The sequence below is a fragment of the Lysobacter sp. yr284 genome, from assembly GCF_900107375.1.
In the GTDB taxonomy this organism is placed as follows: Bacteria; Pseudomonadota; Gammaproteobacteria; order Xanthomonadales; family Xanthomonadaceae; genus Lysobacter.
Genome location: NZ_FNPT01000001.1, coordinates 843,100 through 869,128, shown reverse-complemented (window position 1 = coordinate 869,128; position 26,029 = coordinate 843,100). Strand labels below are relative to the sequence as shown.

Genomic DNA, 26,029 nt, shown 5'->3' with positions numbered 1-26,029 from the left:
CTTTGACGCACGTCCTGTGCTCGCGGCCGCCGTGCATGGCGGCCCTTGTGGTGTGACACGGTTCCGTCATTGTCCCGCAGTTTCCGCGGCGGGTGTGGCGGCACCGTATGGAAGCGGCATCGTACCCAGCCGGGCGCCGCGCGCGCGGCTCAGGCCCCGTCGCCGCCGCTGCCGCGGGTGCGCCGGGCGATCGCGTCGAGCTGCTTGAAGCGCGCGGCGTTCTTGCGCCAGCTGCGGTTGTCCATCAGCGGGGTGCCGGAGGAGTATTCGCCCGGCTCGCGGATCGAGCTGGTGACCAGGCTCATCGCGGTGATGGTGACCTTGTCGCAGACTTCCAGGTGGCCGAGCACGCCGGCGCCGCCGCCGATCAGGCAGTAGCGGCCGATCCGGGCGCTGCCGGCCGCGGCCGAACAGCCGGCCATGGCGCTGTGCGCGCCGATGTGGACGTTGTGGCCGATCTGGATCTGGTTGTCGAGGCGCACGTCCTCCTCGAGCACGGTGTCCTCGATGGCGCCGCGGTCGATGCAGGTGTTGGCGCCGATCTCGCAGTCGTCGCCGATGCGCACCCCGCCGAGCTGCGGCACCTTGAGCCAGCGGCCGGCCTCCATCGCCAGGCCGAAGCCGTCGGCGCCGAGCACCGCGCCGGGATGGACCAGCACGCGCTTGCCCAGGCGCACCCGGGTCACCAGGGTCACCCGGGCGACCAGTTCGCAGCCTTCGCCGACCGTGCAGTCCTCGCCGATCACGCAGCCCGGGCCGATCGCGGCGCCGGCCTCGACCCGGCTGCGCGCGCCGATGCTGACGAACGCGCCGACGTGCGCGGCCGGGGAGACCTCGGCGCTGGGATCGATCGCGGCGGAAGGATGGATGCCGGCCGGGCGTTCGGGCCGGGGCTCGAACAGGGCGGAGATCTTGGCGAAGGCCGAGTAGGGATCGCGCGCGATCAGCGCGGTGCCGGCGTAGCCGGCGGCGTCCTGCTCGCGCATCACCACCACGCCGGCGGCGCTGGCGTCGAGTTGCGAGCGATATTTGGGATTGGCCAGGAACGCCAGCTGCGCCGGCCCGGCCTTGGCCAGGGTGCCGACGCCGCTCACGCGCGCCGCGCTGTCGCCGTGCAGGCCGAGCGCGAAACGCTCGGCCAGCTCATGGGCGGTGTGGCCTGGACTGTCCACCGGGGCGTGCGGCTGCGCGGCCGCGCTCAGAACGTGCCGCCGAAGGTGAACTGCAGGCGTTCGAGTTCGTCGCTGCGGCCGGTGGGCTTGCCGTTGACGTCGAGCACGTTGTCCTGCTTCTTGAACGGGAACGCGTAGCTGATCGAGATCGGGCCCATCGGCGAGCGCCACATCAGCGCGATGCCGGCCGAGGCGCGCAGTTCGCCCGCGTCGAAGGCGTCGTAGTCCTTGTAGACGTTGCCGAAGTCCACGAACGCGGAGACGCGCGCGGCCGGGGTGTCGAGCAGGGTCGGGAAGTACATTTCCAGCGAGCCGGTGGTCTTGAACGCGCCGCCCAGCGGCTGCGCGTAGCTGCCGGCGGCCGCGGCTTCGCGCGGGCCCAGGGTGTTGTCGGTGAAGCCACGCACCGAGCGCACGCCGCCGGCGTAGAAGTTCTCGAAGAACGGCAGGCCGGTGGCGGTGATGGTCTCCGGCGGCAGCGGCCCGGTCGGGCCGTCGCGGTCGATCACGCGGCTGACGTCCTTGCCGTAGCTGTCGCCGTAGCCCAGTTCGGCGCGGGTGTTGAGCACGAAGTGGCGCGACAGCGGCCAGAACTTGGAGAAGCTGTAGTTGAGCTTGTAGTACTCGACCGTCGAGCCCGGCAGGGTCGCTTCCAGCCACAGGCGCTGCTGGGTGCCCGCGGTCGGGGTCAGCGCGTGGTTGAGGCTGTTGCGGCCCCAGCCGACCTGCGCGCGCCAGGCGTGGAAGGTGCGGTGGCCGAGCGCGTCGAGGTAGTCGACGATGCTGGTCGGGGTGTAGCCGTAGCCGGCGAGGATCTCGTTGCTGTCGATGCCGACCAGGCCGGTGATCGAGTCGGTCTCGGTCAGCGGGATGCCCAGCACGACCTGCGCGGTGCCGTTGGTGGTCGAGTACTGCGCGGTGTTGAAGTCGGAGTAGTCGAGCTTGCGCCAGGACAGGTTGTAGCCCAGCGAGACGCCGTCGTCGGTGAAGTAGGGGTTGGTGTAGGCGAAGTCGAAGCGCTCTTGGTAGTAGCTGCGCTGCGCCTGCACCGACACGCGGTTGCCGCTGCCGAGGAAGTTGTTCTGCGAGAGCTGGATCTGCGTGGTCAGCTTGCCCAGCTGCGAATAGCCCAGGCCGAACACGAAGCTGCCGGAGGTGGTTTCCTTGAGGTTGTAGACCACGTCGACCTGGTCGCTGCTGCCCGGCACGGGCTTGCTTTCCACGTCCACGGTCTCGAAGTAGCCCAGGCCCTGCAGGCGGATCTTGGAGCGGTCGATCGCCGCCTGCGAATACCAGGTGCCTTCGAACTGGCGCATCTCGCGGCGCAGGACCTCGTCGCCGGTGCGGGTGTTGCCCTTGAAGATCACCCGGCGCACGTTCACGCGCGGGCCCGGCACCACCTGCATGTTGATGCCGACGGTCTTGTTCTCGCGGTTGATGTCCGGGATCGGATTGACCTGGGCGAAGGCGTAGCCGACGTTGCCCAGGGTCGCGGTGATCGCGTCGGAGCTGATCTCCAGCAGGCGCCGCGAGAAGATCTGCTCGGGCTTGACGATGACCAGCTTCTCGATGTCTTCCTTCGGCAGCACGGTGTCGCCGGTGACCTGCACGCTGGCGATCTTGTACTGGTCGCCCTCGTTGATGCCGGCGGTGAGGAACATGTCCTGCCGGTTCGGGCTGATCGCGACCTGGGTCGAGTCGATGCTGAAGTCGACGTAGCCGCGGTCGAGGTAGAAGGAGTTGAGCTTTTCCAGGTCGCCGGAGAGCTTCTCGCGCGAGTACTGGTCGTCGCGGCGGTACCAGCTCAGCCAGTTGTGCTCGCGCGACTCCCAGGCATTGAGGATGTCCTTCTGCTCGAACTTGTCGTTGCCGATCAGGTTGATGTGGCGGATCTTGGCCGCCTTGCCTTCCTTGACGTTGATCGTGATGTCGACGCGGTTGCGGTCCAGCCGCGACACGGTCGGGGTGATCTCGACGTTGTACTTGCCGCGGTTGTTGTACTGGCGCGCCAGGTCCTGGGTGACCTTGTCCAGGGCCAGCCGGTCGAAGGTCTCGCCTTCGGCCAGGCCGATCTCCTTGAGGCCCTTGAGCAGGTCGTCGGACTTGATGTCCTTGTTGCCGGTCAGGGTCAGCTTGTTGATCGCCGGACGCTCGGTCACGGTCACCACCAGGATGCCGCCCTGGCGGTCGAGCTGCACGTCCTCGAAGAAGCCGGTCTTGTACAGCGCGCGGATCGCGTCGCCGGCCTTGGCGCTGTCCATGGTGTCGCCGCGCTCGACCGGCAGGTAGGTGAACACCGTACCGGCGGAAATGCGCTGCAGGCCGTCGATGCGGATGTCGCTGACGGTGAACGAGCCCGGCGCCGGGGACTTGGCGCCGCCTCCCAGGGCGAACGGATCGGCCGACTGCGCCATCGCGGGAATCGCCGGGGCCGAGGTCATTGCCGTGGCAAGGGCGAGGGCCAGCAGGCGGCGATTAGGGGTTCGCGTCATCATTACGTCCGTTGGGGGTCTGGTCTGCAGCGCAGCGGCGCGGGCAGGGGGCTGAAGCGGCTGGTGGGTCGGGGCGATAGCGTTGGAGCGAGCGTCAGGCCGGCATTCAGCGCACCAGGTTGTTCAAGATGTCGTTGTAGAAGGCCAGCCCCATCAGGCTCGCGATCAGCGCCAGGCCGACGAAATGCCCGGCCGCCATCACGCGTTCGCTGACTGGGCTGCCTTTGACAAGCTCGATAAGGTAATACAGCAGGTGTCCGCCGTCCAAGATCGGGATCGGCAGCAGATTCAGGATGCCCAGGCTCAGCGACAGCATCGCCAGCAATTGCAGGTACCAGGCCGGGCCGTTGCTGGCGTAGGCGTTGGCGGCGCGGCCGATGGTGACCGGGCCGGCCACGGTGTTCTGCAGCGAGACCCGGCCGGTGAAGGCGCGGCCGATCATCGCGAACAGCTCGCCGGCCTGGTGCCAGCTCTCGCGCAGCGCGGCCGGGGCCGCGGCCAGCGGGCCGTAGCGCAGCACCGCGTCGCGCTGCGGCGGCGCCGGGGCGGCCACGGCCACGCCCAGGCCCCAGAAGGTCTCGCCGTCGTCGCGCTTCATCTGCCGCGGCTGGATTTCCAGGGCCAGGCGGTCGCCGTTGCGCTGCACCTCGATCATGGCCTTGCCGCCGCGCTCGCCCAGTTTGGCGACCGCCGCCGGCAGGTCGTTCCAACTGGCGATGGGGTCGCCGTCCAGGGCGGTGATGCGGTCGCCCTCGGCCAGCACGCGCCAGGCGGCGCTGTCGGGTTCGACCCGGCCGACCAGGGCCGGGATCAGCTCGTGGCGGCCGCCCAGGCCGATCACCTGGACCGCGCGGCGCTCGTCGAAGCCGGCCGGCAGCTGCGACAGGCGCAGGGTGCGGGTCTGCTGGCTGCCGTTGTGCGCGCGCACCTTGACCGCGACGTCCTCGCGGTCGAGCGCGTGCGGGATCAGCGCCATCTGCACCTCGCTCCAGGTCGGGGTGGCGCGCGCGCCGATGGCCTCGATGGTGTCGCCGCGGCGCAGCCCGGCTTCGGCGGCGATGCCGGCGCTGGAGCCGACCACCGGCGCGTAGTCCGGCCGGCCGATCACGAACATGCCCCACAGGAACGCCACGCACAGGATCAGGTTGGCGGCCGGGCCGGCGAACACGATCGCGATGCGCTGCCACACCGGCTTGCGGTTGAAGGCGTAGGGCTTGAGCGCTTCGCCGATCTCGTATTCGCGCTCGTCGAGCATCTTGACGTAGCCGCCCAGCGGGATGCGGCCGATGGCGTATTCGGTGCCGTCCTGGCCGACCCGCATCCACAGCGGCTTGCCGAAGCCGATGGAGAAGCGCAGCACCTTGACCCCGCAGCGGCGGGCGACCCAGAAATGGCCGAACTCGTGGAAGGTCACCAGCAAACCGATGCTGATGATCAGCCACCACAGGGAGCCCAGGATTTCGCTCATGGCCGGATCAGGCTCGCAAGGTTCGGGCAGCGCGGCCGATCGCCTGCTCGGCGTGGCGGCGGGCCTGGACATCGGCCTCGCGCAGCGCCGCCAGCGAGCTGGCCGGGGTGGGCGGGAGCGCGGCGAGGGTGTCCTCGACCAGCGCGGGTATCGCTAGGAAACCCACACGGCGCTGAAGAAAGGCTGAAACGGCCACTTCGTTGGCGGCGTTGAGCGTGGCCGGGGCGGTGCCGCCGGCGGCCAGGGCCTGGAAGGCTAGGCGCAGGCACGGGAAGGCGTCCAGGTCGGGGCGCTCGAATTCGAGCTTGCCGTGGGCCAGCAGGTCCAGCCCGGCCACGCCCGATTCGATCCGCTGCGGCCAGCCGAAACCGACCGCCAGCGAGGTGCGCATGTCCGGCAGGCCGAGCTGGGCCAGGGTCGAGCCGTCGACGAATTCGACCAGCGAATGGACCAGGCTCTGCGGGTGCACCAGCACCTCGATCGGCAGGCCGGGGCGGCCGAACAGGTGGTGGGCCTCGATCACCTCCAGGCCCTTGTTCATCAGCGTGGCCGAGTCGACCGAGATCTTCGGCCCCATCGACCACTTCGGGTGGGCGACGGCCTGCTCGGGGGTGACCTCGCCCAGGTCCGAACGTGTACGCCCGCGGAACGGCCCGCCCGAGGCGGTCAGCAGGATGCGCTTGAGCCCGGCGTGGGCGTGGGCGTCGGGCAGGCACTGGAAGATCGCGTTGTGCTCGCTGTCGATCGGCACGATGGTCGCGCCGGCCTCGTGCGCGGCGCGCATCAGCAGCTCGCCGGCCAGCACCAGCGATTCCTTGTTGGCCAGCAGCAGGCGCTTGCCGGCGCGCGCCGCGGCCAGGGTCGAATCCAGGCCGGCGGCGCCGACGATGGCCGCGACCACGGTATCGCAGGCGTCCGAACCGGCCAGCTCGACCAGGGCCTGGTCGCCGCAATGGGCCTGGGCGGCCAGGCCGCGCGCGCGCAGGCCGTCGCGCAGCAGGTCGAAACCGGCCGGATCGGCGATCACCGCGTGGTCGGGGCGATGGCGCTCGCACAGCGCCAGCAGCGCCTCGACCTTGCCGCCGGCGGCGAGCACGGTGGCGCGCAGCGCCTGCGGATGGCGGGCGATCACGTCCAGCGCCGAGGCGCCGATGGAACCGGTGGCGCCGAATACGGCGACCTTGCGCATGGGCAGCGTCATCGGCTCAGAACCCGAAGATCGCCTTGCCCAGCGCGAACGCCGGCAGCGCGGCGAGGACGCCGTCGATGCGGTCGAGCACGCCGCCGTGGCCGGGGATCAGGTGGCCGGAATCCTTGACCCCGACATGGCGCTTGAGCAGGCTCTCGAACAGGTCGCCGACCACCGAGAACAGCACCGCGACCAGCGACACCAGCGCCACCCACGGCAGTTGCGCGTTGGTCGCGCCGGCCAGCAGCGACAGGCCGACGCCGACCGCGACGCCGGCCACGGCGCCGCCGATCAGGCCTTCGACGGTCTTGTTCGGGCTGACCCGCGGGGCCAGCTTGAGCATGCCGAACTTGCGCCCGGCGAAGTAGGCGCCCGAGTCCGCCGCCCACACCACCGCCAGCGCGGTCAGCAGCCACCAGTGGCCGTTGCCGCCTTCGGCGTGGATCCAGGTCAGCGCGCACCAGGCCGGGATCACGCTGAGCGCGGCCGCGGCCAGCTTGAACATGCGCGCATAGGTGCGGTGGTCGCTGGCGAAGTTGAAGCGCTGCAGCCACAGCAGCGCCAGCAGCCACCAGATCACCCCGACCAGCGAGGCGATCTTGAACAGCACCATCGACGGCGGCTGGGCCGGATCGCCGGCGCCGCCGCCGCGCGAGGCCCACACCAGCGCCACCATCAGCGCCATGTGCACCACCAGCAGCACGGTGCGCGAGAGGGTGTCCTCGATCTCGGCCAGGTCGAACCACTCCCACAGCCCGGCCAGGAACACGACCGCGGCCGCCGCGATCAGCCAGGGGGTCGGCAGCAGCAGGATCGCGGCGATCGCCACGGGGGCCATGACCAGCGCGGCAATCAGGCGGGTTTTGGTCATTCAACGGTCTCGTTGGTCTGGGCCGCGATCTGCGCCCCGGTCAGGCCGAAACGGCGCTCGCGCCCGGCGTACTCGTCCAGCGCGCGCTGCAGCATGGCCGCGTCGAGCTCGGGCCACAGGGCTTCGGTGAACCACAATTCGGTATAGGCCAGCTGCCACAGCAGGAAGTTGCTGACCCGGGTGTCGCCGCCGGTGCGGATGAACAGGTCCGGCGGCGGCAGGTCGGCCAGGCACACCCGCGCGCCCAGCAGGCGCTCGTCGATGGCTTCCGGCGCGAGCCGCCCGGCGGCCACGTCCTGGGCCAGCGAGCGCGCGGCCTGGGCGATGTCCCAGCGGCCGCCGTAGCTGGCGGCGATGGTCAGGTGGAGCGCGCCGTTGCGCTCGGTCTGGCGCTCGGCGGATGCCATGCGTTCGCGGATCTTGGCCGAAAAGCGCTCGCGCTCGCCGATGAAGCGCACGCGCACGCCGCGCCGGTCGAGTTCCTCGACCTCGCGCTCCAGCGCGTTGAGGAACAGCTTCATCAGGCCGCCGACCTCGTCCTCGGGCCGGCCCCAGTTCTCGCTGGAGAAGGCGAACAGGGTCAGCGCCTGGACGCCGCGCTCGATGCAGAAATCGATGCAGACGTTGACCGCGCGCGCGCCGGCGCGGTGGCCGATGATGCGCGGCCGCCGCCGGCGTTCGGCCCAGCGGCCGTTGCCGTCCATGATCACGGCGAGGTGGCGCGGGATGCGTGCGGGCGCGGCGTTGGCGGGCTCGGAAGGCATGGCGCCGATGACGGGAACCTCAGGCGGAAGGGCGGACAAGCGCGGTAGCGCGGCGGAACGGGAGGACGTGCGCCGCGCGGGGCGCGAATCGCGGCGAACCGGGACTGGACCCGCGCGCGGCGCGGAAGTTCAGTGCGGGCCCGCCGCGCGCGGCGGTCAGACCGCCATCAGCTCCTGCTCCTTGGCCTTGACCACGCCGTCGACGTCCTTGATCGCGCTGTCGGTGATCTTCTGGATGTCGCCTTCGAAGCCGCGCAGCTCGTCCTCGGTGACCTTCTTGTCCTTGAGCAGTTCCTTGGCCTGGTGGTTGGCGTCGCGGCGGATGTTGCGGACGGCGACCTTGGCGTTCTCGCTCTCGCTGTGCACGACCTTGGTCAGCTCCTTGCGGCGCTCCTCGGTCAGCGCCGGCAGGTTGATCCGGATCACGGTGCCGGCGGTGTTCGGGGTCAGGCCCAGGTCGGAGGCGAGGATGGCCTTTTCGACCGCGCCGACGATCTGCTTCTCCCACGGGGTGATGGTCAGGGTGCGCGCGTCGCTGACCTGGACGCTGGCGACCTGGTTCAACGGCATCTCCGAACCGTGGTAGTTGACCTTCAGGTGGTCCACCAGCGCGGTCGAGGCGCGGCCGGTGCGGACCTTGGTGAGATCGTGGCGGAAGGCTTCCACGCTCTTGGCCATGCGGTTCTGTGCGTCTTTCTTGATGTCGTTGAGCATCGCCGGCTCCGATCCTGTAGCGGTAATCGCGGGATTATATGGGCTGGGGCCGGTTTTGCGGGCCACGTCGGCCGGGAGCGCGGCCGCAGACGGGCCGGGGCCGGGGCCGGAAACGGCGCCGGAGGCGGCCAAAACAGCGGTCAGGCGCTGCGGCGCGGGCGCATCGGCGCGGGCGGGAAAGCGCTGCCGGCGTCCGGTTTCGAACGCCCGGGAGCGGGGTTTTGCGCGCTCAGGCGCGCGCGCCGCGGCCGGCCGCGGTGCCGGCAGCGGTGCCGGCAGCGGCCGCGCTGCAGTGCAGCATGGCGGGTTCAGTCGCGCGGGGCGTGGTCGTGCTGGCGCGGGTGGTCGTGGCGCTCGCGCTCGCGTGCGTGCGCGTCGCAGGCGTGGGCGGCGGCGGTTGCGCGCCCGCTGTCGTGGTGGGCGTGATCGTGCCCGTGCCCTTGCCCGGCAGGGTCTCGATGACCGTGGTCGTGGTGGCGGCCATGATCGTCGTGGTCGTGGTCGTCGTGACCATGCCCGTGTCCGTGCCCGCCGTGCGGCGCGCGGTCGTGGCGGTCGTGTTCGCAGGCGCCGCCGTGCTCGACCTGCAGGGTCGGGTGGTTGATGCCGAAGCGGCGGTCGAGCTCGCGGTTGAGCGTGTCGATGAAGACGTCGTGGTCGCGGTCGTCGGGACGCACGATGTGCGCGGTCATCGCGATCTCGCCCGCGCCCAGCGACCAGATGTGCACGTGGTGCACCGCACGCACGCCGGGTTGCGCGTGCAGCAGCGCTTCGACTTCGCCGCGGTCGATGTTGGACGGCACCGCGTCCATCGCCGCGTTGAAGCTCTCGCGCAGCAGGCCGAACGCGCCCACCGCGACCACCACGCCGATCAGCAGCGCGATCGCCGGGTCCAGCCAGACCCAGCCGGTCAGCCACATGCCCGCGCCGGCCAGCACCGCCGCCAGCGACACCGCCGCGTCGGCCATCAGGTGCAGGAACGCGCCGCGGCGGTTGAGATCGTGCTCGTGGCCGTCGCGCACCAGCCATGCCGCGCCGAGGTTGACCACGATGCCGAGCGCGGCGACCACGATCACCGGCAGCGCCGGGATGTCCGGCGGCGCGCCGAAGCGGCGGATCGCCTCCCAGCCCAATGCGCCGGAGAAGCCGACCAGCAGCAGCGCATTGGCCAGCGGCGAGAGCAGCGTCGCGCGGCGCCAGCCGTAGGTGTGGCGCTCGGTCGGCAGGCGCTTGGCCAGCACCGCCGCGCCCCAGGCCAGGCCCAGGCCGACCACGTCGCCGAGGTTGTGCAGCGCGTCCGACAGCAGCGCCAGCGAATTGGTCCAGAAACCGTAGCCGGCTTCCAGCGCGGTGTAGGCCAGGTTGATCAGGGTCACCACGGCGAACGCGCGGGTGCCGCTTTCCAGGCCGTGATGGTGGCCGTGGCCGCCGTGGGAATGGCTGTGCGAGTGCATGGGCGAATGCTGTCACGGCGGTCGCCGCGAACACTATTACAGCCTGCGCGGCGCGCGGCCTTAAACCTTGACCGGCTCCGGCGAATCCCAACTGCGGCGGCCGGATCCGGCGCTGCGGCGGGGTTGGGCAGCGCCCGGCGCCGGGCCCGGCCCCATGACTTCAGTCACGTTGACGACAGCTGTAGTCAACGGCACATTGACTACAACTGTAGCTAAGAGGCGATTCCCGATGGCGCGCAAGTCGATCGGCGACCAGGAACTGGCGCTGCTGAACTACCTCTCCGAGCGCGGCGACGCCTCGGTCGGCGAAGTCGCCGCCGACTTCGGCGAGGCGCGCGGGCTGGCCCGCTCGACCGTGCTGACGATGATGGAGCGGCTGCGCGCCAAGGCCTACCTGCGCCGGCGCAAGGTCGGCGGCGTGTATCGCTACGCCACCCAGACCCCGGCCGACGACGTGATGCGCTCGGCGGTCGGCAGCTTCGTCGCCAACACGTTGCAGGGCTCGCTGTCGCCGTTCGTGGCGTGGATGTCGCAGCGCGCCCAGGTCAGCGACGCCGAACTGGCCGAACTGGAAAGCCTGGTCGCCGACCTGCAAGCGCGGCGCAAGGAGGACTGACATGACCCTGCACTGGATTGGCGACGTCTTGCTGCCGCGGCTGTTCGCCGCCGGCGTTCAATCGCTGCTGATGGTCGCGGCGATCTGGCTGCTGGTGCGCTGGCTGCGGCCGAGCGCGGCGGTGCGGTGCTGGCTGTGGTGGTGCGCGGCGCTGCAGTTGCTGGTCGGCGCGCTGTGGCCGGCGCCGCTGGAGCTGGCGTTGCTGCCGGCGGACTGGCAGCGCACCGCCGAAGCCGCCGCCGCGCCGGCGGCCGCGCAGTTGTCGCCGGCCGCGCAGATGCCTTACCTGGTGACGCGCGCCGACCTGGCCGCGGCGCCGGCGCAGGCCGCCGCGCCGGCCGACGCGCTGCAGTGGCTGTCGTGGCCGGCGCTGTTCGCGGCGTTGTGGCTGGCCGGGGTGATCGTGCTGGCGGTGGCCAGCGCGCGCGCCTACCTGGCGGTGCGCCGCCGCGTCGCCGGCGCCGACGAATGCGAACACGGCCCGGCGCTGCGCGCCTACCGCGCGCTCGGCGCCAGCCTCGGCCTGCGCCGGTTGCCGCCGCTGCGGGTGTCGGCGCAGATCGATTCGCCGCAACTGGTCGGCCCGCCGGCGACCGTGCTGCTGCCGCAGCGGCAACTGGCCGAACTCAGCGACGACGAACTGGCCATGGCCCTGCACCACGAACTGACCCACCTGCGCCGCCGCGACCTGTGGTGGGGCTGGGTGCCGGCGCTGGCGCGCCACCTGTTCTTCTTCCACCCGCTCGCCCACGTGATCGCGCGTGAATACGCGGTCGCCCGCGAGCAGGCCTGCGACGCGGCCGTGCTCGACAGCCGCCGCTACGCCGCCCACGACTACGGCCGGCTGCTGCTGCGCCTGGGCGTGGCGCCGCGTCCGGCGACCGGCGTGGCCGGCGCGTCGCCCACCTATACCGTGCTCAAACGGAGACTGACCATGCTGCAAAACAAGACCCTCGCCGCGCGCGCGCCGGCCGAGCGCACCTTCATCGCGCGCCTGGGCGGCGCCGCGCTGATCGCTGCGGTGGCCGCGTTCGGACTGGTGCCGTACAAGGTCACCGCCGCCGCCGAAGCCGCTGCGGCCGCGACCGTCGGCGCCGTCGCCGCGAACGTCGTGGCCCCGGCCACTGCGGGCGCGGCCGTTGCGGCTCCTGTCGCCAGTGCGGCCGTCGCCGCGCCCGCCGTCGCCGGCGCGGCCGCGGCGAGCGCGCCTGCGCCCACCCGCACCGCCACCCGCAGCGAGTCGAAGGTCGTCATCAACGACGGCAAGAGCGTCCGCGGCGAACAGCGCATCACCGAGATCAACAACGGCGATATGCGGGTCTGGGCGATCAAGGACGGGCAGTACTTCCGGGTCATGGACGACGGCCGCTACGAACCCGTGCGCGACGCCGCCACCCGCGCGCGCCTGGACGGCATGCAGCGCGACGCCGCGCGAGCCGAGATCGAAGCGGCCGAGGCCGCGCGCGAGGCCGTGCGCGCCGGGCGCGAAGCGCAGGAAGAGGGCCGCCGCGCGCGCGCGGAAGGCGAGCGCGCCCGGATCGAGGCCGAACGCGCCGGACGCGAGGCGCGCGAGGAGGGACGCCGCGCCCGGGCCGAGGCCGATCGCGCGCGCGCGCAGGCCGAACAGGCCGGGCGCCAGGCGCAGGAAGAAGGCCGCCGCGCCCGCGCCGAAGGCGAGCGCGCGCGGATCGAGGCCGAGCGCAGCCGCGCGCAGGCGTTGCGCGATGCCGAACAGGCCCGCCGCGACGCCGACCAGGCCCTGCGCGATGCCGGGCTGGCCCGCGAGCAGGCCCAGCGCGACCGCGCCCACGCGCTGCGCCATGCGGAACAGGCGCGGCGCGACGGCGAGCAGGCCCGGCTCGAGGCCGGCCAGCGCCAGCGCGACGGCGAGCAGGCCCGGTACGACGCCGAGCAGGCGCGGCGCAACGCCGAGCAGGCCCGCAGCGACGCGGCCCAGCGCCAGCGCGATCGCGAACAGGCCCAGCGCGACGGCGCCCAGGCGCGGCGCGACGCCGAACAGCGCGCGCGCGACGCCCGCCAGCAGCCGCTGGATTCGGCGCAGTTGCAGCGCGACGTCGAGCAGGCCTTGCGCGACAGCCAGCAGGCGCATCGCGACGCCGGCCAGGCGCAGCGCGACGGCCGCATCGGCGCGGCCGACCGGGCGCGCCTGCAGGCCTACGCGGACACCGCGCGGCGCGCGGTCGAGGCGCTGGACGTCGATGCGCTGCGCCGCGAGGCCGCGGCCGGCGCGGGCGCGACGCTGCGCGACGGCGAAGCGATCCGGCGCGAGTCGCTGCGCGCGGTCGAGCAAGCGATGCGCCAGGTGCGGCGCGAACTGGTCGACGCCGGCGCCTGACTCGCGCTGCGAGCCGGCCTGGCGCGATGCGCTTGGCCGCGTGCAGACCCGCACATCGATGCGCAAACCAAGCGGCGCGGGCGAACCGAACGATACGAGCCGATCGAAGCCGGGCCGAGCGCGTCTATCGAGCGCGTCGGGCCGAGCCGGCCGAACTCATCGAGCCGAACCCACCGGCCGGGCTGGGCCGAACCCACCGAAACACCCTCATTCCCGTACTTCGCCCGACGCGTTCCCCGCATAAGGCAACGGCCCCGGTCGCAGTGCGCCCGAGGCCGTCTCTTTGTCTTCGTCGTCGTTGCGCGCGTCCGCGCCGGCCGCCGGCGCGGCCCTCCGGCCTCAGCCGCGGCCCTGCACCAGGGTGCCGATGTTCTCGCCGCGCAGGATGCTCAGCAGCACGCCCGGCTGGCTCATGTCGAAGATGCGCAGCGGCAGTTCGCTGTCGCGCGCCAGCGCGAACGCGGCGGTGTCCATGACCTGCAGGTCGCGGGTGATCACCTCGTCGTAGCTGAGCTTGTCGAAGCGCACCGCGTCGCTGTGCTTCTTCGGATCCTTGTCGTACACGCCGTCGACCTTGGTCGCCTTGAGCAACAGGTCGGCGCCGATCTCGATCGCGCGCAGCGCGGCGCCGGAGTCGGTGGTGAAGAACGGGCTGCCGACGCCGGCGGCGAAGATCGCGATGCGGCCCTTTTCCAGGTGGCGGATCGCGCGGCGGCGGATGTAGTCCTCGCACACGTCGTTGATCTTGATCGCGCTCATCACCCGCACCTTGGCGCCGAGCTTTTCCAGCGAATCCTGCATCGCCAGGGCGTTGATGACCGTGGCCAGCATGCCCATCTGGTCGCCGGTGACCCGGTCCATGCCGCCGGCCGCCAGGCCCGCGCCGCGGAAGATGTTGCCGCCGCCGATCACCAGCGCGACTTCGGCGCCGGCCTGCTGCACTTCGATGACTTCGCGCGCGAGCCGGCCGATGACCTTGGGATCGATGCCGTAATCCTCGTCCCCCATCAACGCCTCGCCGGAAAGTTTCAACAGGACACGGCGATAGGCGAGCTGGGACATGGGCGGTCTCGGGGGAAGGCGGAAAACGGCCGGAATTGTAGCCCAAGCCCGGCGTCCGCGGCGTGCGGGAATGGGCCGGCCGCAGCGCTTTTCGGCCGCTCCCGCGACCGGCGGCGGGCCACGTTCAGCCTGTATGATCGCCGCCGCAGGTCCGCTACAGGAACCGCCGCGGCCGTCGCCGCCCCCGGGCGCGCCGCGCACCACCCAAGGAGATGGCCAAGTGACGATCAAGAACCTCAACGAATTCCTCGAGAGCTCCAAGCAGAAGGACCTCAGCCCCGACGCGTTCGAGCTGGAGAGCTCGCACCTGCTGGAGGTCAAGCTCAACGGCCGGGTCTGGGCCAAGTCCGGCTCGATGGTCGCCTACCGCGGCGGGGTCAAGTTCGTGCGCCAGGGCCTGATGGAGCAGGGCTTCACCAATCTGCTGAAGAAGGCGATCAGCGGCGAAGGCACCCAGCTGATGAAGATGGAAGGCCAGGGCCGGGTCTACGTCGCCGACGCCGGCAAGAAGATCACCCTGCTGCGCCTGAACGGCGAGTCGATCTTCGTCAACGGCAACGACGTGCTGGCCTTCGAGGACGGCATCGCCTCGGACATCAAGATGATGCGCAAGGTCGCCGGGATGATGTCGGGCGGCCTGTTCAACATCAAGCTCAGCGGCAGCGGCGTGGTCGCGATCACCTCGCACTACGAGCCGCTGACCCTGGCGGTGACCCCGGACCAGCCGGTGTTCACCGACCCCAACGCCACCGTGGCGTGGTCGGGCGGGCTGAGCCCGGACATCGTCACCGACATCTCGCTGGGCACGCTGTTCGGCCGCGGCTCGGGCGAGAGCATCCAGCTCAAGTTCTCCGGCAACGGCTGGGTGGTGGTGCAGCCGTACGAAGAGGTCTACTTCCAGAGCGGCGAGTAAACCCGGCGGAGTCCTCGCCGGCGTGCCGCCGCGGCGGCGCGCTGGCGCGGGCGGCAGGGAAGAGCGGGATGGCGCGGCAAGGAGCGCAGCGATGAATCGAACGATTTTGGTATGTCTGGGCGGCGCATTGGCGCTGCTCGCGGTTGCGGCCGCGGCCGAGCCGCCCGCGTCCACGCCGGTGGGCGACATCGGCGCAGGCGGCGCCTGCGAATCGATCGGCCAAGTAGTCGGGCTCAAGGCCGGGCGCGATGGCTTCCTGACGGTGCGCGAGGGGCCGGGTACCGGCTATGCGCCGGTCGACCGGCTCGACAGCGAGCGCCGGGTCCGGCTGTGCCGCAGCGAAGGCCGCTGGGTGTCGGTGATGTATCCGCCGCCGGGTTCGGGCATGCGCTGCGAGCCCGATTCGGCCGATATCCGCCGCTACCGGGGGCCGTGCAATTTCGGCTGGGTGCATTGGAACTGGATCCGGATCGTCGCCGGCTGAAGCCGCTCGCGCACGGCATCGGATCGCAAGAACTTGCGCAGCGATAAAGGAGTATTGCGATGAAGGCAAGCAAAGCGGCGCTGCTGGCGATGGCGCTGGCGCTGCCCGCGGTTCCGGCCCAGGCCGCGCCGCCGCGCGCGGTGCCGGTGCAGGTCGGCGGCAGCGAGGAATGGGACGCCTGCGGTTCGACCGGGCGGGTGCGCGGGCTCAAGGCCGAGGGCGACGGTTTTCTCGCCGTGCGCGCCGGGCCCGGCGCCGACTACGCGATGCTCGACAAGCTCGGCAACGGCCGCCTGGTGTATCTGTGCGGCAGCCGCGGCCGCTGGACGGCCGTGGTGTACGCGCCGCCGGGCGCGGACGCCAGCGCCTGCGGCGTGAGCTGGGCCATCGCCGAGGTCGAGGTCTACCGCGGCCCGTGCGAATCGGGTTGGGTCAATACGGCCTGGATCGAAGTGGTCGCCGGTTGAGGCGGATCGAGGAGATTGCGATGAAATCGAGCAAATCGGCGCTGATCGCGCTGGCGTTGGCGCTGTGCGCGAACGCGACCGTGGCCGCGCCGCCGCGCGCGGTGCCGGTGATGGTCGGCGGCAACGAGGTTCTCGACGCGTGCGGCTCGCAGGGGCGCGTGCACGGCCTGAAGACCGGCGGCGACGGCTTCCTGGCGGTGCGCGACGGTCCCGGCGCGGCGTATGCGATGACCGACAAACTCGGCGAAGACCGCTGGGTGATGATGTGCGACCAGCGCGGCGAGTGGATCGCGGTGGTCTACGGCGAGGATTCGCGGCTCGGCCGCTGCGGCGTGGGTTCGCCGATCGCCAAACTGCAGCCATATCGCGGGCCGTGCAAATCCGGTTGGGTGCACGGCCGCTGGATCGAGTTGATGGCGGGCTGAGGCGAGACGCGGCCCGGACGCGGCGATCGCCGCGTCGGCGCGCGGGCGCCGGGCCCGCGACCGCCGCGCCGCTGGCCGCCCTATGATGGCCACGGCGAATGCCTCGCCGCGGACCCAGGAGGGGTCGGACATGAACGTGCTGAGCAAGACGCTGTGCGCGCTGGGCCTGTGCGGCCTGCTGTTGTCGGTGCCGGCGGCCCGGGCCGATCCGGTCGAAGGATCGTTCTACACCGAGACCACCTGCGAATACGCCGGCTGGGCTTACGAGATCGTGTTGACCAAGTACCGCTATACCGGCGGGCAATGGACCGTGGTGTCGCGCACCACCAGCTATGCCGAGTCGTGCCCGCCGCTGGAGCCCTGATCGGCGGCCGCGGGCGCCGAGCCAAAGAAAAAGGCCGCGGAAACCGCGGCCTTTTTCGTACTGCGCAGCAGGGTAGGGCGGCTTACGCCAGGCCGGCCTGCTTCATGACTTCGGCGGCGAAGTCGTCGGTCTGCTTCTCGATGCCCTCGCCCACGACCAGGCGGGTCATGCCGACCACGTCGGCGCCGGCGGCCTTGACCGCCTGCTCGACGGTCTGGTCCGAGTTCAGCACGTACGGCTGGCCGTACAGGGTGACCTCGTTGACGATCTTGGCGATCTTGCCGCTGATGATCTTCTCCAGGATGTCGGCCGGCTTGGCCTTGTCCTTCTCGGACATCTTGGCCAGCTCGATTTCCTTTTCCTTGGCCACGAACTCGGCCGGGACGTCGGACGCCTTGATGTGCGGCGGGTTCATCGCCGCGACGTGCATCGCGATGCCGCGCGCCAGTTCGGCGTCGCCGCCCTTGAGCTCGATCAGCACGCCGATCTTGCCGCCGTGCACGTAGGCGGCGACGTTGTTGGCGCTGTCGACGCGGACCAGGCGACGCACCTGCAGGTTCTCGCCGACCTTGGCGATGACCGCGGCGCGGGTTTCCTCGACGGTCTCGCCCGACGGCAGCTTGGCGGCCTTCAGGGCGTCCACGTCGGCGGCGCCGGAGGTCAGGGCGACCAGGGCGACGGCGTCGGTGAAGGCCAGGAAGTTGCTGTCCTTGGCGACGAAGTCGGTTTCCGAGTTGATCTCGACCAGCACGGCCTTGCCGCCGTCCTGGGCGACCGCGATGCGGCCCTCGGCGGCGACGCGGTCGGCCTTCTTCTCGGCCTTGACGGCGCCGGACTTGCGCAGCCACTCGACGGCGGCTTCCAGGTCGCCGTTGGTTTCGGTCAGGGCCTTCTTGCACTCCATCATGCCGGCGCCGGTGCGCTCGCGGAGTTCCTTGACCAGGGAAGCGGTGATTTCAGCCATGAGATTACCTCGGGTATTCGTGTGGCTCGTCGCAGGAGCGGCGTAAGCCGCGACAAAACGAAGCGGCGCGATGCGCGAAATCGGCCGGAGCGATGGTGTCCGGCCAGCCTTTCGCTCCGATGCGCGCGCAAGGGCCGATCGGGCCCGGGTGGTTCGCGCGCGCAGCTTGGTTATGTCGCGGCTTACGCCGCTCCTGCGGGAGCGGGATGCGGGTGTCGCAGCCGCGCAGTGTCGCGCGGCTGCATGACGGTGCGGCGACTGCGGGCCGATTACTCGGCCGCAGCGGCGTCCGGCTTGGCGGCGGCAGCGGCCGGAGCGGCGGCCGGCTTCTTGGCGGCCGGAGCGCGGCCGCGCGGAGCCTTGCCGTCCTTGCCGGCCTCTTCGCTGCCGGCTTCGGCGGCGAAGTCTTCCTCGCGCACGCCGCCAGCGGTCGGCGAAGCGGCCTTGCCTTCCAGCACGGCGTCGGCCGCGGCGCGGGCGTACAGCTGCACGGCGCGGATGGCGTCGTCGTTGCCCGGGATGGCGTAGTCGACCAGTTCCGGGTTGTAGTTGGTGTCGACCACGGCGATGACCGGGATGCCGAGCTTCTTGGCTTCCTTGATCGCGATGTCTTCATGACCGATGTCGATCACGAACAGCGCGTCGGGCAGGCGGTTCATGTCCTTGATGCCGCCCAGCGAGGCTTCCAGCTTGTCGCGCTCGCGGCGCAGGCCCAGCACTTCGTGCTTGACCATCTTCTGGAAGGTGCCGTCGGTTTCGCCGGCTTCCAGTTCCTTCAGGCGCGAGACCGACTGCTTGACGGTGCGGAAGTTGGTCAGGGTGCCGCCCAGCCAGCGCTGGGTCATGAACGGCATGCCGCAACGCTCGGCCTCTTCCTTGATCGACTCGCGCGCCGAGCGCTTGGTGCCGATGAACAGGATGGTGCCGCGCTTCTGGGCGATGCCCGAGATGAAGTTCATCGCGTCGTTGAACAGCGGAACGGTCTTCTCGAGGTTGATGATGTGGATCTTGCCGCGCGCGCCGAAGATGTACGGACCCATCTTGGGGTTCCAGTAGCGGGTCTGGTGGCCGAAGTGGACGCCGGCTTCCAGCATCTGGCGCATGGTGATCTGGGGCATTGCAAAACTCCGAAGGCAGTGGAACCGGCGCCGCGAAAGGTATGGGCGCTGCGCCGCGGCGAGCCGCGGTCGCGTGGTTCCGGGGTTGGGCCTCCCTGTCGCTTCCGTGTCCGAACCGCTGCGGGCGGAGCTTGCGGCTCCTGGCCCTGGGCGGCACCCCGGCACGGGGAATGGCGGCAGGTGTGAATTCGCCGGTGACGTCCGGCGTGGACGGCTGCGGTCGGGGCCAGGAACTGGCGGTCCGGTCGCAGAGCCGCGGAATTGTAGCCGCGACGGGGGCTGGGGGCAAATCGGCGGTTTCCGCCCGGGACCGGGACCCCGCGGAAAGCGGATGCGCCCCGGCTTGTGCCCTTGTGGGAGGGCCTTCAGTCCCGATGCCTTCCGCTCGGATCGCGGCGATCCGGCACAAGACCCTCGGACCTGAAGACCCTCCCACAAGAGCGAGGCGCGATCTCTGAATGGTCTGAGACCGTTTCAATGGCCCGTCCCGGCACGCTGCGGACCGTACGGTGCGGTGATCCCGGTCGCCTGAATGAGCGATAATGCCGGCATGGCCATTTCTATCAAGACCCCCGAAGAGATCGAGAAGATGCGCGTCGCCGGCCGCCTGGCCGCCGAGGTGCTCCAGGTCGTCGCCCCTTACGTCAAGCCCGGCGTCAGCACCGGCGAGCTGGACCGCATCTGCTACGACCACATCGTCAACGTGCAGAAGGCGATCCCGGCCAACGTCGGCTACAAGGGCTTCCCCAAGACCGTGTGCACCTCGGTCAACAACGTCATCTGCCACGGCATTCCCAGCGATTCGAAGATCCTCAAGGACGGCGACATCGTCAACATCGACGTCACCGTGATCAAGGACGGCTGGCACGGCGACACCAGCCGCATGTATTACGCCGGCACGCCCTCGGTCATGGCCAAGCGCCTGGTCGAGGTGACCCGCGAGGCGATGTTCCGCGCGATCCGCTTCGTCAAGCCCGGCGCCACCCTCGGCGACATCGGCCACATCATCCAGACCTACGCCGAGGCCGAACGCTTCAGCGTGGTGCGCGATTACTGCGGCCACGGCATCGGCCGGGTCTACCACGAAGAGCCGCAGGTGCTGCACGTGGGCCGGCCGGGCGAGGGCATCAAGCTGGTTCCCGGCATGACCTTCACCATCGAGCCGATGATCAACGAAGGCACCTACCGGCATAAGACCCTGCCGGACGGCTGGACCGTGGTGACCAAGGACCGCAAGCTGTCGGCGCAGTGGGAGCACACCGTCGCGGTGACCGAAGACGGGGTCGAGATCCTGACCCGCGTGCCCGGCGACGACAACGACCTATGACCGGCCCCGTCGCCGACGAACGCTCGGCGACGCCCGCGGCGGCGGCCGATGGCGCCGCCGACGCCCGCCGTCCTTGCGCGGCCGGCGCGAATCCGAACCCCGATCCCGGCGACGGCGCGCCGCCCGCGCCCGGCACCCCCGCCGCGATCCGCGCCGCGCTCGCGGCGGTGGACGCGGCGCTGGCCGACCGCTTCGACAACGGCGGCGACGCCGACATCGACAAGCTGCTGCGCGCGCGCGCCGACGCGGTCGACGCGCAGGTGCGCGCCGCATGGCGCGCCTGCATCGCCGACGGCGCGCCGCTGGCGCTGTTCGCGGTCGGCGGCTACGGCCGCGGCGAACTGTTCCCGCAATCGGACATCGACCTGCTGGTGCTGGCCGAACCGCAGGCCCAGGCCGCGCAGGCCGAGCAGCTCGGCTGCTTCCTCGCCAGCCTGTGGGACGCCGGCCTGCCGGTCGGCCACGCGGTGCGCTCGGCGGCGCAATGCGCCGAGGCCGGCAGCGACCTGACCGTGCTCACCGCGATGCTGGAAGCGCGCCCGATCGCCGCCGACGCGGTCGCGCGCATGGCCCTGCAGGCGGCGATCGCGCCGTCGCAGGTGTGGCCGGCGCGCGAGTTCTTCCTGGCCAAGCGCGACGAACTGCGCCAGCGCCATTCGCGCTACGGCGACACCGCCGACAACCTGGAACCCAACCTCAAGGAAGGGCCGGGCGGCATGCGCGACGTGCAGACCCTGCACTGGATGGCGCTGCGCATCATCGGCACCTCCGACCTGGAGTCGCTGGTGTCGATCGGCCAGCTCGGCGCCGACGAATGGGCGACGCTGGAACGCGAGCGCCGCGCGCTGTCGCGGCTGCGCTTCGGCCTGCACCTGGTCGCGCGCAAGCGCGAGGAGCGGCTGCGCTTCGATTACCAGAAGGTGCTCGCCGAACGCCTGGGCCACGTCGACAGCGCCGACAACCTCGCCGTCGAGCAGATGATGCAGGGCTTCTACCGCAGCGCCGCGCTGGTGCTGCGCATCGGCGAGCGCCTGCTGCAGCGGTTCGAGGAACAGATCGAAGGCGAAGCCGCGCCGGTGGCGCTGGGCGTGCCGTTCGATGCGTTCGAGCTGCGCCGCGACTACATCGCCGCGCGCGAGCCGCACTGGCCGCGCGACGCCTCCGACGTGTTCGCGCTGTTCGCCGCGTGGGCCGCGCACGACGAGATCCGCGGCCTGCATTCGCAGACCGCGCGCGCGCTGGCCGAGTCGCTGACCCAGGTGCCCGGCTACGAGCAGGCCGAGCCGGCGTTGCGCGAGCGCTTCCTCAAGCTGCTGCGCGGCCCGCATCCGGTGCACGCGCTCGAACGCATGGCCCGCCTGGGCGTGCTGGGGCGCTGGATTCCGGCGTTCTCGAAAGTCTCCGGGCGCATGCAGTTCGACCTGTTCCACGTCTATACCGTCGACCAGCACACGCTGGCGGTGCTGCGCAACCTGGCGCGCTTCGCGTCCGGCGTGGCCGACGAGCGCTTCAGCATCGCCCATGAAGTGTGGCCGCGCCTGCGCAAGCCGGAACTGCTGCTGCTGGCCGGGCTGTTCCACGACATCGCCAAGGGCCGCGGCGGCGATCATTCCGAACTCGGCGGCGACGATGCGCGCGCGTTCGGCGCGGTCATGGGCCTGAGCGAATCCGACACCGCGCTGGTGGAGTGGCTGGTGCGCCAGCACCTGCTGATGTCGGTGACCGCGCAGAAGCAGGACATCGCCGATCCCGAGGTGATCCACCGCTTCGCCAGCAAGGTCGCCGACCGCGAGCACCTGGACCATCTGTACCTGCTGACCTGCGCCGACATCGCCGGCACCTCGCCCAAGCTGTGGAACGCGTGGAAGGACCGGCTGCTGGCCGATCTGTACACCGCCACCCGCCTGGCCCTGCGCCGCGGGCTGGAGCATCCGGTCGCGGGCGAGGAGCGCGCGGCGGAGACGCGCGAGGCCGCGCACGCGATGCTGGCCGCGTTCGGCGCGCGCGACGAGGACATCGCCGCGCTGTTCGCGCGGATGCCGCAGATCGCGTTCCAGCGCGGCCGGCCCGATCAGATCGCGTGGCAGGCGGCGTCCTTGCGCGGGGTCGCGCTCGGCGATACGCGGGTGCGCGCGCGGCCGGTCAGCGCGCACGGCGGCGCCCACGCCGGCGCGCTGGAAGTGTTCGTGCATTCGCCCGACCGCGACGGCCTGTTCGCGGCGATCGTCGCCACCCTCGACCGGCTCGGCCTGGCGATCCAGCAGGCGCGCGTGCTCGACGGCCCGCACGGGGCGATCTTCGACACCTTCGAAGTGGTGCCGACCGATCCGCGCCAGCCGCCCAGCGCCGAGGACGTCGAGCGCCGGCTGGCCGCGGCGCTGGCCGGGCCGCTGGAGAAGATCCGCCCGGCGAGGCGTGCGCAGCCGCGCCACCTGCGTCATTTCCGCATCGCCCCGCAGATCGGGTTTTCCGACTACCGCAAGGGCGAGCAGGCGCGGCCGCGGACCATGCTGAGCCTGGTCTGCACCGACCGCCCGGGCCTGCTGGCCGACGTCGCCCAGGCCCTGCGCCGGCAGAACCTGCGCGTGTACGACGCGCGCATCGCCACCTTCGGCGAGCGCGCCGAGGACGTGTTCCAGATCACCGACGAGCGCGATCTCGCGCTCGATGCAACGCAACAGCAGGCCCTGCGCGACGCGCTGCTGGCCTGCCTCGAAGGAGACAAGCGATGAGTTCCGCCCCGAAGAAGATGGTCAAGAAGACGACCAAGAAGGCCGTCAAGGCCGTGAAGAAGAAGCCGCAGGCGCCGGGCGCCGACGAACTCAAGTTCATGATTGACAGCGCCTTCGAGCGCCGCACCATGCTGACCCCGGACGAGGTCGAAGGCTCGACCCGGCCGACCGTGGAGCGGGTGATCTCGGGCCTGGAGCAGGGCGAGTTCCGCGTCGCCGAGCCCGACGGCAAGGGCGGCTGGAAGGTCAACGAGTGGCTCAAGAAGGCGGTGCTGCTGTACTTCCGGGTCAACGACATGCAGGTGGTGGAAGCCGATCCGGCGCCGTTCTGGGACAAGGTCCCGGCGCGTTTCGAAGGCTACGGCGAAGCCGATTTCCGCAAGCTCGGCGCGCGCGTCGTGCCCGGCGCGATCGCCCGCCGCGGCGCCTACATCGGCAAGGACGTGGTGCTGATGCCGAGCTTCGTCAACATCGGCGCGCACGTCGGCGAAGGCACCATGGTCGACACCTGGGCCACGGTCGGTTCGTGCGCGCAGATCGGCAAGCACTGCCATCTTTCCGGCGGCGCCGGCATCGGCGGCGTGCTGGAGCCGTTGCAGGCATCGCCGACGATCATCGAAGACCACTGCTTCATCGGCGCGCGCTCGGAAGTGGTCGAAGGCTTCGTCGTCGGCCACCACAGCGTGATCGGCATGGGCGTGTTCCTCGGCCAGAGCACCCGCGTCTACAACCGCGCCACCGGCGAGATCAGCTACGGCTACGTGCCGCCGTACAGCGTGGTGGTGTCGGGCCAGCTGCCGGCGAAGGACGGTTCGCACTCGCTGTACTGCGCGGTGATCGTCAAGCAGGTAGATGCCAAGACCATGGCTAAGACCAGCATCAACGAACTGTTGCGCGGGCTGGCGGACTGAGCGTGGCCTCGCCCGCCGCATCCAGGCTCTCCAATGCGTTCATGACGCGATGGGTGAAAAAGCCGTTTCCGGGCATGGCCCTGGTCGTGCTCGGGGCGATGCTGGTGGGCGGGGTCTTCAGCCGCCCCCTGCAGCCGGCGAGCGTCGTCGTCGCCTTGGGCCTGGTCGCGTTGGCGGTGATGATCCAAAGAGCGATGGCCCGGCATCTGGCCGACGAAGTCGTGGACGGCGGCGACCATCTGCTGGTGCGCTCGGACGGGATCGAAGAGAAGGTCATGCTGCGCGACGTGGCGGCGATCCGCCGCGGCTTCGGCCACAACCCCGAGCGGCTGATCCTGACCTTGCGCCGGCCGGGCCGGCTGGGCGACACGATCGCCTTCATTCCTAAGGGGACCCGCTGGTTTCCCTACGTCGAGCATCCGCTCGCCTACGAGCTCAGGACGCGCGCGCAACTGCTGCGCCTGCACCCGTGAACCGGCGCGCATCCGCGCGTCGCGGCGCCGGTGCGCGCTTACTTTTTTCGATCGAAAGGTTGTTCTGCCATGACCACCGTGTACGGCCTCAATAACTGCGATACCTGCAAGAAAGCCCGCAAGTGGCTCGACCGTTTCGGGGTCGCCCACACTTTCGTCGATTACCGCGACAACCGGCAGGCGCCGGAAACGCTGGTGGAGTGGAAGACCCAGCTCGGCGGCTGGGAGGCGTTGATCAACAAGTCCTCGACCACCTGGCGCACGCTGGCGCCGAACCGCAAGGAACCGGCGTCGGACGCGGAGTGGAAGCTGTTGCTCAAGGAGTATCCGCAGTTGATCCGGCGGCCGGTGGTGGTCACCGACGACGGCAAGGTCAGCCAGGGCTTCAGCGACAACGGCTTCAAGCAGCGCTTCGGGATCGGCGCGTGAGCGCGGCCGCCGCGCCGAGCGAGGTGCTGGCGCTGACCTGCGAATTGATTTCGCGCGCGTCGGTGACGCCGGCGGACCTGGGTTGCCAGGAGTTGATCGCGCAGCGCCTGCAACGCGCCGGATTCGCCTGCGAGCGCCTGCGCTACGGCGAAGTCGACAACCTGTGGGCGACCCACGGCGACGGCGACGGGCCGACCCTGGTCTTGCTCGGCCATACCGACGTGGTGCCGTCCGGCCCGGTCGAGGCCTGGGCCAGCGATCCGTTCGCGCCGCAGATCCGCGACGGCGTGCTGTACGGCCGCGGCGCGGCCGACATGAAAGGCAGCGTGGCCGCGTTCGTGGTCGCGCTGGAGCGCTTCGCCGCGGCGCATCCGCGCCATCGCGGCCGGGTCGCGCTGCTGCTGACCTCGGACGAGGAAGGCGACGCCATCGACGGCGTGCGCCGCGTCGCCGAGACCTTCCGCGCACGCGGCGAGCAAATCGATTGGTGCGTGACCGGCGAGCCTTCGTCGACGCGCAAGCTCGGCGATCTGTTGCGGGTCGGCCGCCGCGGGACCTTGTCGGCGACGCTGAAGGTGATCGGCGTGCAGGGCCATGTGGCCTATCCGGAAAAAGCCCGCAACCCGATCCATCAGGCGATGCCGGCGCTGTCGGAGCTGGCGGCGCGGCGTTGGGACGAGGGGTACGAAACGTTTCCGCCTACGTCGTTGCAGATCAGCAACATCCACGCCGGCACCGGCGCCAACAACGTGATTCCGGGCGAGCTGCAGGTGTTGTTCAACCTGCGCTACAACCCGAGCTGGAACGCGCAGCGGCTGGAAGCGGAGTGCGAAGCGGTGTTGCGCGCGCACGGGCTGCAGTACGAATTGGCCTGGTTCCGCGGCGGCGAGCCGTTCTACACCCCGGAAGGGCCGTTGCGCGCGGCCGCGCGCGAGGTGCTGGCGCAGTTCGCCGGCGCGGCGCCGGAGGAGAGCACCGGCGGCGGGGCTTCGGATGCGCGTTTCATCGCGCCGCTGGGCGCGCAGTGCATCGAGATCGGGCCGGTCAACGCGAGCATCCACAAGGTCGACGAGAACGTGTCGGTGGCCGATCTGGAAGCGTTGCCGGACCTGTATCTGGCGTTGATCGAGCGTTTGATGCGCTGAGCGCGGCTTCGGCAGCCCCTTGTAGGAGCGGCGCGAGCCGCGACCGCGGCAACACAACTACGACGATGGCTACGCCGTAGTTGTGTTGCCGCGGTCGCGGCTTGCGCCGCTCCTACAGG

General features: G+C 70.8%; 24 protein-coding genes. 13 read left to right on the top strand and 11 right to left on the bottom strand.

Annotated features, from left to right (window positions below):
- Positions 1 to 149 precede the first annotated feature (149 nt).
- The 8 genes from lpxD to BLV01_RS03500 form a co-directional block, all read right to left on the bottom strand.
- A complete protein-coding gene (gene lpxD, locus BLV01_RS03535; protein ID WP_091794069.1) occupies positions 150 to 1,172 on the bottom strand; it encodes a UDP-3-O-(3-hydroxymyristoyl)glucosamine N-acyltransferase in 1,023 nt (340 codons plus the stop codon).
- A gap of 26 nt (positions 1,173 to 1,198) precedes the next feature.
- Positions 1,199 to 3,664 (bottom strand): outer membrane protein assembly factor BamA, encoded by a 2,466-nt coding sequence (gene bamA, locus BLV01_RS03530; protein ID WP_091794710.1) that lies wholly within the window; start codon positions 3,662 to 3,664, stop codon positions 1,199 to 1,201.
- Positions 3,665 to 3,770: 106 nt separating this feature from the next.
- Positions 3,771 to 5,132, bottom strand: a complete 1,362-nt coding sequence (gene rseP, locus BLV01_RS03525; protein WP_091794067.1) for an RIP metalloprotease RseP — start codon at positions 5,130 to 5,132, stop codon at positions 3,771 to 3,773.
- 7 nt (positions 5,133 to 5,139) lie between these two features.
- The gene (gene dxr, locus BLV01_RS03520) at positions 5,140 to 6,333 is read right to left on the bottom strand and encodes a 1-deoxy-D-xylulose-5-phosphate reductoisomerase (protein ID WP_091794065.1); all 1,194 of its coding nucleotides are present in this window, start codon (positions 6,331 to 6,333) and stop codon (positions 5,140 to 5,142) included.
- A 4-nt stretch (positions 6,334 to 6,337) separates the two neighbouring features.
- A complete protein-coding gene (locus tag BLV01_RS03515) occupies positions 6,338 to 7,192 on the bottom strand; it encodes a phosphatidate cytidylyltransferase (RefSeq protein ID WP_091794063.1) in 855 nt (284 codons plus the stop codon).
- Positions 7,189 to 7,956: a polyprenyl diphosphate synthase gene (uppS, locus tag BLV01_RS03510; RefSeq protein ID WP_091794061.1), complete on the bottom strand. Its 768-nt coding sequence runs from the start codon at positions 7,954 to 7,956 to the stop codon at positions 7,189 to 7,191. The genes BLV01_RS03515 and uppS overlap by 4 nt, the downstream gene beginning before the upstream one ends.
- A 156-nt stretch (positions 7,957 to 8,112) precedes the next feature.
- Entirely contained in the window at positions 8,113 to 8,670 is a 558-nt protein-coding gene (frr, locus tag BLV01_RS03505; RefSeq protein WP_057948248.1) for a ribosome recycling factor, read from the bottom strand.
- A gap of 308 nt (positions 8,671 to 8,978) precedes the next feature.
- Positions 8,979 to 10,124 (bottom strand): cation diffusion facilitator family transporter, encoded by a 1,146-nt coding sequence (locus BLV01_RS03500; RefSeq protein WP_217633434.1) that lies wholly within the window; start codon positions 10,122 to 10,124, stop codon positions 8,979 to 8,981.
- Positions 10,125 to 10,353: 229 nt separating this feature from the next.
- Between BLV01_RS03500 and BLV01_RS03495 the strand changes: the two genes are divergently transcribed.
- Entirely contained in the window at positions 10,354 to 10,740 is a 387-nt protein-coding gene (locus BLV01_RS03495; protein ID WP_078998049.1) for a BlaI/MecI/CopY family transcriptional regulator, read from the top strand.
- A gap of 1 nt (position 10,741) precedes the next feature.
- Positions 10,742 to 13,096, top strand: a complete 2,355-nt coding sequence (locus BLV01_RS03490) for a M56 family metallopeptidase (RefSeq protein WP_091794059.1) — start codon at positions 10,742 to 10,744, stop codon at positions 13,094 to 13,096.
- A gap of 339 nt (positions 13,097 to 13,435) precedes the next feature.
- On the opposite strand, the gene pyrH is transcribed toward BLV01_RS03490, so the two are convergent.
- Entirely contained in the window at positions 13,436 to 14,158 is a 723-nt protein-coding gene (gene pyrH / locus BLV01_RS03485; RefSeq protein ID WP_091794057.1) for a UMP kinase, read from the bottom strand.
- 220 nt (positions 14,159 to 14,378) lie between these two features.
- Between pyrH and BLV01_RS03480 the strand changes: the two genes are divergently transcribed.
- The 5 genes from BLV01_RS03480 to BLV01_RS03460 all read left to right on the top strand — a co-directional run bounded on the left by BLV01_RS03480 (position 14,379) and on the right by BLV01_RS03460 (position 16,811).
- Positions 14,379 to 15,071 carry an AIM24 family protein gene (locus BLV01_RS03480; RefSeq protein WP_175485753.1) on the top strand — a complete coding sequence of 231 codons (693 nt, stop codon included), beginning with the start codon at positions 14,379 to 14,381 and terminating at the stop codon, positions 15,069 to 15,071.
- A gap of 91 nt (positions 15,072 to 15,162) precedes the next feature.
- The gene (locus BLV01_RS03475) at positions 15,163 to 15,555 is read left to right on the top strand and encodes an SH3 domain-containing protein (protein ID WP_139178425.1); all 393 of its coding nucleotides are present in this window, start codon (positions 15,163 to 15,165) and stop codon (positions 15,553 to 15,555) included.
- Positions 15,556 to 15,614: 59 nt separating this feature from the next.
- Positions 15,615 to 16,022, top strand: coding sequence for a hypothetical protein (locus BLV01_RS03470; protein WP_091794051.1), 408 nt, complete (start codon positions 15,615 to 15,617; stop codon positions 16,020 to 16,022).
- A 20-nt stretch (positions 16,023 to 16,042) separates the two neighbouring features.
- Positions 16,043 to 16,447, top strand: coding sequence for a hypothetical protein (locus BLV01_RS03465; RefSeq protein ID WP_091794049.1), 405 nt, complete (start codon positions 16,043 to 16,045; stop codon positions 16,445 to 16,447).
- A gap of 130 nt (positions 16,448 to 16,577) precedes the next feature.
- Complete coding sequence (locus tag BLV01_RS03460; protein ID WP_091794047.1) at positions 16,578 to 16,811, top strand: hypothetical protein; 234 nt, start codon at positions 16,578 to 16,580, stop codon at positions 16,809 to 16,811.
- Positions 16,812 to 16,893: 82 nt separating this feature from the next.
- Here BLV01_RS03460 and tsf read toward each other — a convergent pair whose 3' ends face one another.
- Together tsf and rpsB are read right to left on the bottom strand one after the other, a co-directional pair.
- Positions 16,894 to 17,775, bottom strand: a complete 882-nt coding sequence (gene tsf, locus BLV01_RS03455; protein ID WP_091794045.1) for a translation elongation factor Ts — start codon at positions 17,773 to 17,775, stop codon at positions 16,894 to 16,896.
- Between the two features lie 269 nt (positions 17,776 to 18,044).
- Positions 18,045 to 18,893 carry a 30S ribosomal protein S2 gene (gene rpsB, locus BLV01_RS03450; protein ID WP_091794043.1) on the bottom strand — a complete coding sequence of 283 codons (849 nt, stop codon included), beginning with the start codon at positions 18,891 to 18,893 and terminating at the stop codon, positions 18,045 to 18,047.
- A gap of 550 nt (positions 18,894 to 19,443) precedes the next feature.
- Between rpsB and map the strand changes: the two genes are divergently transcribed.
- The 6 genes from map to dapE all read left to right on the top strand — a co-directional run bounded on the left by map (position 19,444) and on the right by dapE (position 25,910).
- Positions 19,444 to 20,220, top strand: a complete 777-nt coding sequence (gene map, locus BLV01_RS03445; protein ID WP_091794707.1) for a type I methionyl aminopeptidase — start codon at positions 19,444 to 19,446, stop codon at positions 20,218 to 20,220.
- Positions 20,217 to 22,952 (top strand): [protein-PII] uridylyltransferase, encoded by a 2,736-nt coding sequence (gene glnD, locus BLV01_RS03440; RefSeq protein ID WP_091794041.1) that lies wholly within the window; start codon positions 20,217 to 20,219, stop codon positions 22,950 to 22,952. Before map ends, glnD begins: the two co-directional genes overlap by 4 nt.
- Positions 22,949 to 23,863, top strand: a complete 915-nt coding sequence (dapD, locus tag BLV01_RS03435) for a 2,3,4,5-tetrahydropyridine-2,6-dicarboxylate N-succinyltransferase (protein ID WP_091794039.1) — start codon at positions 22,949 to 22,951, stop codon at positions 23,861 to 23,863. The genes glnD and dapD overlap by 4 nt, the downstream gene beginning before the upstream one ends.
- Positions 23,864 to 23,865: 2 nt before the next feature.
- Positions 23,866 to 24,336, top strand: coding sequence for a hypothetical protein (locus BLV01_RS03430; protein WP_139178423.1), 471 nt, complete (start codon positions 23,866 to 23,868; stop codon positions 24,334 to 24,336).
- A gap of 69 nt (positions 24,337 to 24,405) precedes the next feature.
- The gene (locus BLV01_RS03425) at positions 24,406 to 24,765 is read left to right on the top strand and encodes a Spx/MgsR family RNA polymerase-binding regulatory protein (protein WP_091794035.1); all 360 of its coding nucleotides are present in this window, start codon (positions 24,406 to 24,408) and stop codon (positions 24,763 to 24,765) included.
- Positions 24,762 to 25,910, top strand: coding sequence for a succinyl-diaminopimelate desuccinylase (gene dapE / locus BLV01_RS03420; protein WP_091794033.1), 1,149 nt, complete (start codon positions 24,762 to 24,764; stop codon positions 25,908 to 25,910). Before BLV01_RS03425 ends, dapE begins: the two co-directional genes overlap by 4 nt.
- The last annotated feature ends 119 nt before the right edge of the window (positions 25,911 to 26,029 follow it).